The sequence below is a fragment of the Clostridium sp. SHJSY1 genome (assembly GCF_031626875.1).
In the GTDB taxonomy this organism is placed as follows: domain Bacteria; phylum Bacillota; class Clostridia; order Clostridiales; family Clostridiaceae; genus Clostridium.
The window spans coordinates 1-12,119 of sequence record NZ_JANDMF010000050.1; the positions used below are offsets into that span (position 1 = coordinate 1).

At 27.2% G+C, this 12,119-nt stretch carries 13 protein-coding genes and 1 riboswitch; of the genes, 8 read left to right on the forward strand and 5 right to left on the reverse strand.

The window, feature by feature from the left end:
• Window positions 1–84: 84 nt before the first annotated feature.
• Window positions 85–1,503, reverse strand: coding sequence for an amino acid permease (locus NNC19_RS19030; protein ID WP_310940273.1), 1,419 nt, complete (start codon window positions 1,501–1,503; stop codon window positions 85–87).
• A gap of 157 nt (window positions 1,504–1,660) precedes the next feature.
• Window positions 1,661–1,835, reverse strand: a riboswitch (Lysine riboswitch).
• A gap of 452 nt (window positions 1,836–2,287) precedes the next feature.
• Between NNC19_RS19030 and NNC19_RS19035 the strand changes: the two genes are divergently transcribed.
• From NNC19_RS19035 to NNC19_RS19065, 7 genes are all read left to right on the forward strand, one after another.
• Window positions 2,288–2,638, forward strand: coding sequence for a hypothetical protein (locus NNC19_RS19035; RefSeq protein ID WP_310940274.1), 351 nt, complete (start codon window positions 2,288–2,290; stop codon window positions 2,636–2,638).
• A 168-nt stretch (window positions 2,639–2,806) separates the two neighbouring features.
• Window positions 2,807–3,139 (forward strand): hypothetical protein, encoded by a 333-nt coding sequence (locus NNC19_RS19040; protein ID WP_310940275.1) that lies wholly within the window; start codon window positions 2,807–2,809, stop codon window positions 3,137–3,139.
• Window positions 3,140–3,271: 132 nt separating this feature from the next.
• Window positions 3,272–3,604 carry a hypothetical protein gene (locus NNC19_RS19045; protein ID WP_310940276.1) on the forward strand — a complete coding sequence of 111 codons (333 nt, stop codon included), beginning with the start codon at window positions 3,272–3,274 and terminating at the stop codon, window positions 3,602–3,604.
• A gap of 165 nt (window positions 3,605–3,769) precedes the next feature.
• Window positions 3,770–4,609, forward strand: a complete 840-nt coding sequence (locus NNC19_RS19050) for a pyridoxamine 5'-phosphate oxidase family protein (RefSeq protein ID WP_310940277.1) — start codon at window positions 3,770–3,772, stop codon at window positions 4,607–4,609.
• A gap of 49 nt (window positions 4,610–4,658) precedes the next feature.
• On the forward strand, window positions 4,659–4,808 hold the full coding sequence (locus NNC19_RS19055) for a hypothetical protein (protein WP_310940278.1): 150 nt from the start codon (window positions 4,659–4,661) through the stop codon (window positions 4,806–4,808).
• 108 nt (window positions 4,809–4,916) lie between these two features.
• Window positions 4,917–5,213, forward strand: a complete 297-nt coding sequence (locus NNC19_RS19060) for a DUF503 domain-containing protein (protein WP_310940279.1) — start codon at window positions 4,917–4,919, stop codon at window positions 5,211–5,213.
• 437 nt (window positions 5,214–5,650) lie between these two features.
• Window positions 5,651–7,363 carry a methyl-accepting chemotaxis protein gene (locus NNC19_RS19065; RefSeq protein ID WP_310940280.1) on the forward strand — a complete coding sequence of 571 codons (1,713 nt, stop codon included), beginning with the start codon at window positions 5,651–5,653 and terminating at the stop codon, window positions 7,361–7,363.
• Window positions 7,364–7,566: 203 nt separating this feature from the next.
• Here the strand turns inward: NNC19_RS19065 and NNC19_RS19070 are convergent, their stop codons facing one another.
• The 4 genes from NNC19_RS19070 to NNC19_RS19085 all read right to left on the reverse strand — a co-directional run bounded on the left by NNC19_RS19070 (window position 7,567) and on the right by NNC19_RS19085 (window position 11,247).
• On the reverse strand, window positions 7,567–8,568 hold the full coding sequence (locus NNC19_RS19070; protein WP_310940281.1) for an inorganic phosphate transporter: 1,002 nt from the start codon (window positions 8,566–8,568) through the stop codon (window positions 7,567–7,569).
• Window positions 8,561–9,187 carry a DUF47 family protein gene (locus tag NNC19_RS19075; protein ID WP_310940282.1) on the reverse strand — a complete coding sequence of 209 codons (627 nt, stop codon included), beginning with the start codon at window positions 9,185–9,187 and terminating at the stop codon, window positions 8,561–8,563. The genes NNC19_RS19070 and NNC19_RS19075 overlap by 8 nt, the downstream gene beginning before the upstream one ends.
• 442 nt (window positions 9,188–9,629) lie before the next feature.
• A complete protein-coding gene (locus NNC19_RS19080) occupies window positions 9,630–10,628 on the reverse strand; it encodes an anion permease (protein ID WP_310940283.1) in 999 nt (332 codons plus the stop codon).
• A complete protein-coding gene (locus NNC19_RS19085; protein WP_310940284.1) occupies window positions 10,621–11,247 on the reverse strand; it encodes a DUF47 family protein in 627 nt (208 codons plus the stop codon). The genes NNC19_RS19080 and NNC19_RS19085 overlap by 8 nt, the downstream gene beginning before the upstream one ends.
• Window positions 11,248–11,427: 180 nt before the next feature.
• Between NNC19_RS19085 and NNC19_RS19090 the strand changes: the two genes are divergently transcribed.
• The gene (locus NNC19_RS19090) at window positions 11,428–12,117 is read left to right on the forward strand and encodes a response regulator transcription factor (RefSeq protein ID WP_310940285.1); all 690 of its coding nucleotides are present in this window, start codon (window positions 11,428–11,430) and stop codon (window positions 12,115–12,117) included.
• Window positions 12,118–12,119: the final 2 nt, after the last annotated feature.

The window sequence follows — 12,119 nt, forward strand, 5'->3', positions numbered from 1 at the left end:
AAAACGGTCTGTTTGCTATGCAAAATTTTAATAAAAATATTTTTTAATATTTCACTTGACTTTGCTTAGCTGGTCTTGTATGAGTTAATCCATATTTAAATCAACATTATCTAATGGAATAACTTTAGTTTTATATTTAACTTTATACCAAAGATATAATATAACAAATAAAGGAATTCCTATATAAGATGCAATTAAACCTTGCCAATCTATTCCTTCAGGCTTTATACATGAATAGCCTTGTCCTAAAATTATAATTACACACATAATTAATGCTAATATAGGACCAAAAGGGAAAAATTTAGATTTATATTTTAATTCTTTTAAATCATGCCCTTTGTGAATATAAGCTTTCCTAAATCTATAGTGACATATAGCTATACCAAGCCAAGCTATAAATCCAGCTAAACCAGATGCTGCAACTAACCAAACATAAACTGTACTTTCAGCATATATACCAGTTAAGAAACAAGCAGAAGAAATTATAGTTGTTAAAATCAAGGCATTTACAGGAACACCTCTTTTATTAGTTTTAGAAAATACCTTTGGAGCCATTTCTTCTTTAGCCATTGAGAAAAGCATTCTACTTGAAGCATACATACCAGAATTACCAGCAGATAATACAGAAGTCAATATAATAGCATTCATTAAGGATGCAGCTCCTGCAATTCCAGCCTTTTCAAATACCATTGTAAAAGGACTTGTATCAACACCTGCTTCAGTAAATGGAATTATGGCACCTAATACAACAATTGTTCCTATATAAAACACTAGTATTCTCCAGAATATGGATTTTATTGCGCTAGGAATAGTTTTTTCTGGATTTTCACTTTCACCAGCAGCAATTCCTATAAGTTCAGTTCCTTGGAAAGAGAAACCTGCAATTAAGAAAATAGCAAATATAGAATTAATACCACCATGAAATGGACCATCGGATATAAAGTAATTATGAAATCCTATATTATTTCCACCCATTATACCAACGATCATTAAAACCCCAATAACTAAAAATACAATTACTGTAATAACCTTAATTCCAGCAAACCAATATTCTGATTCACCATATGCTTTAGATGATAATAGGTTTAAACCTACAATTATTATTAAAAATAATATGCTCCAATATACTCCAGGAATGTTAGGAAACCAATATTTCATGATTAATGAACCAGCAACTAATTCTGCTGCTATTGTTATAGCCCAGTTATACCAATAATTCCAACCAAGAGCAAACCCAAGAGCTGGGTCAATAAACTTAGTAGCATAAGTGCTAAATGAACCAGAGATAGGCATAAATGTTGCCATTTCTCCAAGACTAGTTATCAAAAAGTATACCATTATTCCCACAAGACCATAGGCTATTAATGCACCTCCAGGTCCAGCTTGGTTTATAGTATCTCCCATTGCAAGGAAAATTCCTGTACCGATAGAACCACCTAAAGCAATCATATTTAAATGTCTTGCTTTTAAGCTTCTTTTTAATTCGTGATTTTCTCCACTCATTTAATATATCCTCCTTATGGTTTAAAATTTCCATAAGTAAGTAACTAAGATAACATAAAAAATTTAGACAATAAAAAAAGCCATGAAAGCATATTCATGACATAAATACGAAAATATCATACTATTATATAATAATACTAGAAAAACGTATATTCTTATCGAAAATAGCTCTCCACAAAATAATTTGTGACAGTCTTAAGTATATTATAAATAAGACCAGTAAATAGCATTAAAGCGATTAACTATTTACTTCGGCGAAAGTTCCTTTCATATTACTTCATTGAGCTTACCTTCATAATATTACTCTTAAATTTCGCGCCTCTATCTCAGTTATTTACTTTTTATATAATATTAATTATGAAATAAAAACGGCAACAAGTCAATATTAAAAAGAAATATATCTAAAATAAAAGAAAAAATAAAAGAAAAAAGGTATAATTGATTATTTATTTAATTTTTTCATGAAAAAGTTATTATAAAAATCATCATTAGTTATGGTTAAGAAATTTATCATAAGATGGAGATACTAAATTAAACAGTTTAATTTCCAGAATAGAAATAGATATATGGTGTAAGTCTAAAGTATGATGATGAACTTGGTCCATTTGGTGGAAAAAAAGTAAGGGGAAATTTAATAAAAAAGAAGATATTAGATGAAGATAGAGCAATTAACAAGTTGTCATATCTCATATTGAAAGATATAGATGAATATAAAGGCTTTGGATCTCAAATGGATAAGTTAATTACATAAAATGATTACGGCTAATACTGAAGAGGTTAAGTAATGAAAGATTTTTCTATAGATAATGAATCAATTCATAAGATGAGTGATATAGCCTCAAGAACTTTAACTGAAGTTAATGAATATTTAAGACAAGCAAATAATACAGCCAATGAAGCAGTTGAGCTAATAAATGGAATTAGTGAATTAGATGAAGAAGATAATCTAAAGAATTCTATAATAAGAGGCCATAGTATAATATATCAAAGAGATATTAATGGCAATGTTGTAAATAGTTATAGATATGATGCCTTTGGAAATACACTTAAAGTAGATCAACACAGGTTCATAATAGATTTAGATATTTTAGAGAGAAATATGATAATGTTACAAACCAATATTATTTATAGATAGAAAAATAAAAATATAAATTATAAAGCAAGGTATATTTTCTGTATTTAATTGTAATTGCTACTGAGGGTGCAAGAAATTCAATAGGGCTTAAATTAGCACTATATTCTGCGAAAAATGTGATATAATGAGGGAAAATGTTAAAATGAAAGAAAAAGGGGAGTAATAATAGTGAAAATTTACGTTGAAGATACAGGTTGCGCAATAGTAGTTTTTGAATTAATTATAACTACAATACTTTTGATAGCACTATTGAGAATGGAAACAGGAATACATTTAGCTATATGTATAGCAATATGTGTAGTATTTTCACTTCTGCTACATATCTTTTTTTACACTAAAATTGGATTTTGGATTGTAAGTATTTTTTATAGTATTTTATGGGCTGCATTTGCTGGAGAATTCGCATATTCGTGTAGTTACAATGACTCTACTTGGAGAATAGTAGTAACAATCTTTACATTCCTAATAAGTTTATGGATGCATTCAAACGAACGAATTTAAACTTATTTCTTATGTTTGTAGACAAGCATATAATGTAATTCAAATACAAAGAATCATAAAAAAGATTCAATAGATATTAGATACTTATTGAATTTTTTTATTTTCAATTAATAAATAAGGAGCAAGTTATTTTTGAATAAAGAATTTATTTTAGAGATTGGTGGAGCAATGATGTTTAGAAGACATCATGATAAGTTTTTTGGAATTAGCCCTACTCCAGGTTTATGGTTAGGCATAATTTTTTTTATAGCATTTGTGTATTTTATAATATTGCAAGTAAAAGAAAGAAAAATATTAAAGCAAGATTTTGAAACTTGTAAAGATGAGCATCATAAAAAATCTATACAAGAAATGCTAGATTATAATAAAAAGGAATCTATATATAGTGTTTTAGTAATAATTATATTTGAATTTATATTTTTTATATTACATATTGTATTAGTTGAGTTTACTAGTTTATTCTAATTAAACAACAATTATAAAAATAAAGATATTGAAGTAATTTATCAAAAATTATATATTTTTGTAGAAAGCTTATTATGTTAATTTTTTTATAATTATTCTACCAATTTCATCATAGAATAGAAAAGGAATATTTTTAAATATTATTATAGGTGGGATTGGTTGAATATGAGAAAAAGTTTGATAATTTGTGAAAATAATTATTACTCTTCAAAAAAGGTAGCAAAAATATTTTCTTTGATCTTAGGCATGTCAAAAGTTATAGATATAGAAGATCTATCTAAATATGATGATAATTATGAAAATGTAATTTTAATTATTGGAATCCATGGAATGAATAATATTCAAAATGTTAAAATGTATTTAGAGAAAAATAATTTAGAATTAAGAGTAGGAATTATAGGAGTAGGAATAACTAAAAAAAAATTGTATGAATCCATAGATAGTTTATTTTCAAATATGGATAAAAAAATATATGCAATAGAGTTGATAAAAGGAAAAGTTGATACAAAAGAAGTATGTACTATTGCTAGTAAATGTTCTGAAATTTTTAATATACCAACTTTACAATTAAATAAAGAAGAATTAAGTGAAGAGATTAATAAATATGTATATAAGCATAACACATGTGTATTATCAACAGGCTTTGGAAAATTTGTAAGATCGACACCTATAGAATACATTTATGAAAAAGGAAATTTTTATTTTATTACTGAGGGAGGAATTAAATTTAGAGGTATATTGGAAAACTCTAATGTTTCTATATCAATATTTGATGAGTATAAAGGAATGAAAAATTTAAAAGGATTACAGATATCTGGTGAAGCAGAAATTTTAAATAATTATAATGATGAATATATTAGAGTTGCAAAAATTAAGAATATAGATATAGGCAAAATAAAAAATATGCCTGTAAATTTAAATATCATTAAGGTTAAAGTAAAGAAGTTTGAATTTTTAAATTCAGATTTTTCTAAAAGATGTATTGATGTAAAACAAATTCTTTAGGATAATATTAATTATGTATGTAAAAAATAATCTTGAAGAGGTGATTTTAATGAGTACAAAATATAAAAATACTAAAAAGAAAATGGCATCTTTAGGATTAAGAAAAAATGAGAGTGGAGATTATTCTTACATTGATAGTAATGATAAAAATTCAGAATTTGTATCAATTAGAAATAAACAAAGCAATAAAAAATCTTAAGTTTAATATTTAGAATTATATTTACTACAATTATGTAGTAGATGTAATTCTTTTTCTATAAAATGAATCATAAAAATTTAATTTAAATGGCTTAGAAAGTGAGTTATTATGAAAATTTTGCTTATGCGTATCAAACTAAGAGCATCATGGGTACATTCTTTAAAGGAAAAAAGAATGATAGTAAAAAGTATAGTTCAAAAATTAAAAAATAAATTTAATATTTCAGTAGCAGAAGTAGATGAGCAAGATATGCATAAAATTATTGTAATTGGAATTGCTGGAGTATGTGGTAGTACATCACAAGTTGATTCAACAATGGAAAATATCATAACATTTATTGAATGTAATACTGATGCAGAGATAGTTAAAATACAAAAAGATGATGAAAGTTTTTACATATTATAAGATATATAATGATTTTATTGAGTGTATGCCAGACAAACTATTTTCAAAAATCAATAGAATATAAAAAAGATATTATAGCAATAGAAGAAAATAATATAAGTTAAGTTTAATAAAAGGGTACTAATTCTAATAGCTTAAAATAGTTTAGAATTAGTACCTTTTTCTAGTAATGAAATACTTGCATATAATTAGGAAATTGATAAGTCATAAAAGATAGCATAATAATTATAGAATATATAAAAATATGTGTAAAAATGATTATAACAAATTTCTACAAAGAAAAAGAAAAAAATTAAAGAAATTAAAAGTTTTTTCGAAAATTATAGTGTGATTTAAAATGCTTTCGAGGAGGATAAGATAGTTATACATGAAATAAATTAAATAATTATTAACTAATGTAAAGATTATCTGAAATGTAATTTTTAAGGGGTGGGGATATGAACTTATTAAAGAATATAAAAGTAAAAGTTAAATTGATTGTAGGATTTATAATTGTAGCAATGTTGATTTTAATTGTAGGTGCAGTAGGAAATATTTCAATTAAAAACGTAGGTGAAAATTCAGAAGCTCTTTATAAAGAAAATCTTCGAAGTGTTTATTTGTTAACTGATATGAAAGAAAATTTAGCAGAGATAAAGAATAGTGTATTTGCAATTATATTGGTTAGAGATTCTTCTAAAAGAGCTGAATTGGACAAAGTGATTCAAGTAAATAAAGAAGAAGATGATAAGTATATGGTTGAATTTGAAGATTTGCTTACAAGTGATGATGAATCAAAAGTATTTACTAATTTAAAGAATAATTTAGATGAATATAGAGCGTTAAGACAAGAGGCTATGAAATTTTTAGATGAAAAAAAATTTAATGAAGCAGAGAAGGTATATGAAAATATAGATAAAGTTCAAGTATCTATGTTTGATAATATAAGCAAATTAATTGAAATGAATTTAGAAGAGGCGCAAGATGTAAACGATAATAATAATTTAATATACTTAAAATCTAGTAATATAATGCTTATATTGAGTATTGTTGCAATTGCAAGTGCAATCGGTATAGGACTAATTTTAACAAATGATATAAGTAAACCTCTTCAAAAAATAAAATCTTTTGGAGAAGAGCTTGCAAATTATGATTTATCTAATGAATTTAACGATACAAGGAAGGATGAATTTGGACAAACTGTCTTAGCTTTAAGTAAAGCACAAAATAATATTAGGAATCTTATTAAAACTATTATTGAAAATTCTGAAAGTATTAGTGCTTCTTCAGAAGAACTTTCAGCAACAGTACAAGAATTAGCATCAAAGTCAGAAAGTATAGATAATGCTGTAAAAGAAATTACAAATAATATGCAAGATACAAATACAGAAACTGAAAGTGTAAGTATATCTATGCAAGAAGTTGATTCAAGTATTAATGTATTATCTCATAAAGCCTCTGAAGGAAGTGATAATGCAATTAAATCTAAAGAAAGAGCTATTGATGTTAGAAATAGTAGTCAAAAAGCTATAGAAGATGTAAGAAAAATATATGCTGAAAAGCAAGATAAAATGGAAAAGGTAATTGAAGAAAGTAAGATTGTGGATAATATTGGAATTATGGCTGATACAATAGCAAGTATATCAGAACAAACTAATTTACTTGCACTTAATGCAGCCATAGAGGCAGCAAGAGCTGGAGAACAAGGAAAAGGTTTTGCAGTGGTAGCTGAAGAGGTTAGAACTTTGGCTGAGCAATCCGCAGAATCAGTTAAAAATATTCAAGAAACTATAGATCAGGTAAGAGGAGTATTTAAAAATAGTATAGATACAGGAAGTGATATATTAGAATTCATCAATAAAGACGTATATGAACAATTCATTGCATTTGAGAATACTGGAAAAAGCTATTATGATGATTCAGAGTTTTCAAGTAAAATGTCAGAAGAAGTGGCTGCTATGTCTCAAGAAGTTACAGCTACAGTAGGTGAAGTTAATGAAGTGGTACATAACATGGCAGAAAAAGTCCAAAAATCAAGTGAACAAGCAGAAGAAATAAAAGGAAGTCTAAATGAAACAACACAAGCTATAGAACAAGTAGCAATGACAGCTCAAAGCCAAGCTGAACTTGCCCAAAAACTTAATGAGATAATTAATAGATTTAAAATTTAATTTTAATAATTTTTTAGAGAAGGAACTCTTTTATGAGTTCCTTTAATTAATTCAAGTAACTCATTTAGCTGAATCAGCAAGATATAGAACATCTATTATAAAATTAATTGATGGAGAAACTGTAGATAGAGAAGGGTTAGAAAAGAAAGCTATTTAACAAATAAAAGCATTAAAGTAATGTTTTGTACTTTAATGCTTTTATATTATATAAATAATTTAACAATGTAAATAAGAATTGCAGAAATAATTGCAGTTATTGGGATAGTTAATACCCAAGCCCAAAGGATGCTCTTAGCAACTCCCCATTTAACTGATTTTACACTTTTTGAAGATCCAACACCCATTATAGTTGTTGTTGCTATATGAGTTGTACTAACTGGAGCATGGAATAATGAAGCTGTTAAAATTACTGAAGCAGCTCCTAATTGTGATGCAAAACCACTTACTGGAGTTAATTTAGTAACACCACTTCCCATGGTTTTAATTATTTTCTTTCCACCTAAAGAAGTTCCTAGTGCCATAGCTAAAGCACAAGAAGCAATAACCCAAAGTGGAACATGGAAGGCACTTGTGCTACTTATAAATCCACCGCTTATTAATGCCATTGTTATTATTCCCATAGATTTTTGCGCATCATTTCCTCCATGATTTAGAGACATAAAAGCTCCTGCTAACACTTGAAGTCTTAAAAATATTCTATTTACTACACTTATTTTAAAAGGTTTTAAAATAAAGTTTAATATTGTCATTAATATGTATCCTACAGCAAGACCAATAACTGGTGAAAGGAATAACCATAAAACAACACTTCTAAGAAGGTTTTGCCAGTTAATTGATCCGAAGGAAGAAAAATAAGCTATTCCACCTCCAACTAATGCACCAATTAATGCATGAGATGAACTACTTGGAATACCAAAATACCATGTAAATAAGTTCCAGATTATAGCTGAAATCAAAACACATAATATAACCCATTGAGGTAGACCAGTAACAATATCGCTACCTACAGTTTTTGCAACTGCAGTTCCAGTAAAAGCGCCAATAAAATTAAAAATTGCACATAAAATAATTGCACGTCTAGGATTAAGAGCTTTTGTAGTTATAGTGGTAGCAACTGCTGTAGCTGTATCGTGAAAGCCATTAATAAAGTCAAATATTAATGTAAAAATTACTATTAATGTTGTTATCAAAACAGCATTATGCATTCTTTATAACCACTCCTTCAACGATTTTTGCTATTCTCTCGCAGTTATCAATAATGTTTTCTAAAATTTGATATATTTCTTTCCATTTCATAACTGTTAATGGATCTTTTTCAGTATTAAATAACTCTGCAACTGTTACTCTAAATATTTTATCTGCTTCATTTTCATATTTAATTATATTTAAAAGTTGTTCTGATATTTTCTTTGATTTATAACCGTTAGTTCTAAGTTCATCCATAAGTACAACAAGTTCTTCAGTAGCTTTTACTAATAAATCACCTATTTTTCTTGAACCTTCAGTACACTCTTCAATATTAAACATTATAAATCTATGCATAGTTGAATTTATTAAATCTAGGATATTATCCATTTCAGTAACTATTTCATAGATATCTTCTCTATCAATAGGAGTTATAAAGGCTTCATTTAATTCTTTAATTACATTACGTACTAGCTCGTCCCCTTTGTCTTCACAACCTTCTGTCTTAACTAAATCAGCGTCCTTATTACTTAGGGAGTCTAAGTTTGCTCTTAAAATTACTGCTGCTTCATTTACATTTTTTGCTGAATCTGAAAACATCCTATAAAATCTGTCTTCTTTTGGTTTATTATTGAACATTTGGTCACTTCCTTTATAAATTTAGTACTTATTTTACACTCAAACACTATAAGTATAGCTGATTTAAGAAAAAATGAAAATAGTTTTTTCCACTACTTTCCTGTAAATTACAGATTTTTTTATATATTTAACAAAGTTTTAACATACAATTTAAATTTGTATCTTGAATAAATTTTTAAATGTAGGAACAAATCTATGAAAATATTGATAATTACTGTGTTTCTTAGGTGGTTTAAATTTCATTAAAAGGTTCAATAAAGATTTTCACCTCAAATTATAAAAACACAAGTGAAAAGGATTAAAAAACTTTTATCTAAATGAGGTTAGTAAAAAAACACTAAAGTATATTGAATATAAGTTAAATTTAACTCATGTTCAATAATAACTTTAGTGTTTCTTTATTAAGCAAAATTTATGTAAATAAAATCTTTAATTTGTATAATTATAAAAATAGCTTTATTATAAATATTAAAATGGCTGAAATGCTTGCAGTTATTGGAATAGTCAAAACCCAAGCCCAAACTATATTTTTGGCAACTCCCCATTTTACAGATCTAAAACTTCGAGTTGAACCAACTCCCATTATAGTTGTTGTCATAATATGTGTTGTACTAACAGGCGCATGAAATAATGAAGCTGATAAAATTACAGAAGCAGCTCCTGTTTGTGCTGCGAATCCACTTACTGGAGTTAGTTTAGCAACACCACTTCCCATGGTTTTTATAATTCTTTTTCCGCCTAAAGAAGTTCCAAGTGCCATTGAGAGAGCACAGCAAGCCATAACCCATACTGGAACATCAAAAGTACTAATAAAGCCACCACTTAGTAATGCCATAGTTACAATTCCCATAGACTTTTGAGCATCATTTCCACCATGATTTAATGCTACAAAAGCAGCAGCAACTATTTGAAGTCTTAAAAATATTCTGTTTACTATACCTATCTTAAAAGGTTTTAGTATCCAATTTAAAATTATCATTAATATATATCCAATTATAAAACCGATGATTGGTGAAAGAAATAGCCATAAAACCACATTGTGAAAAAGGTTATACCAATTAACAACATCAAATGATGAAGTATAGGATATTCCAGCACCAACAAGTGCCCCTATTAATGCATGGGAAGAACTACTTGGAATACCAAAATACCATGTGATTAGATTCCAAATTATAGCTGCTACCAAAACACATAGGATAACCCATTGAGGGACAGCTTTACTGCTAACAATATCATCACCAACAGTTTTGGCAACTGCTGTACCAGTAAAGGCACCTACAAAATTAAAAAATGCACATAACATTATTGCATTTTTAGGTTTAAGTGCTTTTGTAGTAATAGAAGTAGCAACTGCTGTAGCTGTATCATGAAAACCATTTATAAAATCAAACATTAATGTGAATATTACTATAAATATTGTTAGTAAAATAGTGTTATGCATTTTTTATAACAACTCCCTCTACAATAGTAGCAACTTTTTCACAGTTATCAATTGTGTTTTCTAGAATTTGATATATTTCTTTCCACTTCATAACTGTTAAAGGATCTGTTTCAGTTTTAAATAATTCTTCAATAGTTAATCTTCCTATTTTATCAGCTTCACTTTCAATTTTACATATGTTTGAGATTTGTTCAGTTATATGCTTTGATTTGCATCCTTTTATTCTAAGCTCGTCCATTAATTCTACAAGACCTTTTGTAGCGTCTACTAGAAGTGAACCTACGATTTTAGATCCTTTAGTACATTCTTCTATATTGAACATTATGAATCTATGCATTGCTGAGTTAATTAAATCTAAGATATTATCCATTTCATTGACAATTTCATATATATCTTCTCTATCAATTGGAGTTATAAATGCTTCATTTAATTCTTTAATTACACTACGTACTAATTCATCTCCCTTGTCTTCTAAGCTTTCAGTTTTAACTACATCTTCTTCTTTATTAGCTAATGAGTCTAAATTTGCTCTTAAAATTAGTGCTGATTCGTTTACGTTTTTAGCTGAATCTGAAAACATTCTGAAAAATTTGTCTTCTCTTGGCTTATTATTAAACATATGGTCACTCCCTTATATAACATAAGAATACTATTTTATATATACTCAAACACTATAAGTATATTCCTTTTATGACAAAAATGAAACACTTTTTTTCCATATGTTGAATTACAATACTTACATTTGGTTATTAAGAACATATTTTGATATAATAAAAATTATAGTATGGGGGTGCTAAATATGAATGAAAAAGTATTAGTAGTAGATGATGAAAAAAGTATTATAGATGTACTAAGTTATGCATTAAAAAAGGAAGGTTATCTAGTAGAAAGAGCATATGATGGACAAGAAGCTCTTGATAAAATTAATAGCTTTAAACCGCAAATAATAATATTGGATTTAATGATTCCTGTAATTAATGGCTATGATGTATGTAAAAAAATAGGGGATAGAAATATAGGAATAATAATGCTTACAGCAAAAAATGATATTATAGATAAAATATTAGGATTAGAACTTGGTGCAGATGATTATTTAACAAAACCTTTTGATATAAGGGAAGTTCTTGCAAGAGTAAAATCATTATTGAGAAGGGTTAATAAAATTGCAGAAGAAAGAATAGATAATAACTTAATTAGCATAGAAGATTTATATATTAATAAAAAGCAAAGGATAGTTGTTATAAAAGGTAGACAAATAGAGTTTACAGCTATGGAATTTGATTTACTATATTTGTTGCTTTCAAATCCAAATATAGTATATTCACGAGAACAACTTTTAGATATAGTATGGGGAATGGATTACATTGGAGTTACAAGAACTGTTGATACGCATGTTCAAAGAATGAGAAGAAAGTTAGGATGTGTTTATAATAGATTAATTCAAACTGTTCATGGAGTAGGATATAAGGGAGTCGATGAATTATTGTGAGA

What these genes read in the sequence shown, in the direction of transcription:
- NNC19_RS19070 (WP_310940281.1), bottom strand. Translation starts at nt 8,568, where the DNA reads ATGCATAATGCTGTTTTGATAACAACATTAATAGTAATTTTTACATTA.
- NNC19_RS19090 (WP_310940285.1), top strand. Translation starts at nt 11,428, where the DNA reads ATGAATGAAAAAGTATTAGTAGTAGATGATGAAAAAAGTATTATAGAT.
- NNC19_RS19055 (WP_310940278.1), top strand. Translation starts at nt 4,659, where the DNA reads ATGAGTACAAAATATAAAAATACTAAAAAGAAAATGGCATCTTTAGGA.
- NNC19_RS19085 (WP_310940284.1), bottom strand. Translation starts at nt 11,247, where the DNA reads ATGTTTAATAATAAGCCAAGAGAAGACAAATTTTTCAGAATGTTTTCA.
- NNC19_RS19060 (WP_310940279.1), top strand. Translation starts at nt 4,917, where the DNA reads ATGAAAATTTTGCTTATGCGTATCAAACTAAGAGCATCATGGGTACAT.
- NNC19_RS19050 (WP_310940277.1), top strand. Translation starts at nt 3,770, where the DNA reads ATGAGAAAAAGTTTGATAATTTGTGAAAATAATTATTACTCTTCAAAA.
- NNC19_RS19065 (WP_310940280.1), top strand. Translation starts at nt 5,651, where the DNA reads ATGAACTTATTAAAGAATATAAAAGTAAAAGTTAAATTGATTGTAGGA.
- NNC19_RS19035 (WP_310940274.1), top strand. Translation starts at nt 2,288, where the DNA reads ATGAAAGATTTTTCTATAGATAATGAATCAATTCATAAGATGAGTGAT.
- NNC19_RS19030 (WP_310940273.1), bottom strand. Translation starts at nt 1,503, where the DNA reads ATGAGTGGAGAAAATCACGAATTAAAAAGAAGCTTAAAAGCAAGACAT.
- NNC19_RS19080 (WP_310940283.1), bottom strand. Translation starts at nt 10,628, where the DNA reads ATGCATAACACTATTTTACTAACAATATTTATAGTAATATTCACATTA.
- NNC19_RS19075 (WP_310940282.1), bottom strand. Translation starts at nt 9,187, where the DNA reads ATGTTCAATAATAAACCAAAAGAAGACAGATTTTATAGGATGTTTTCA.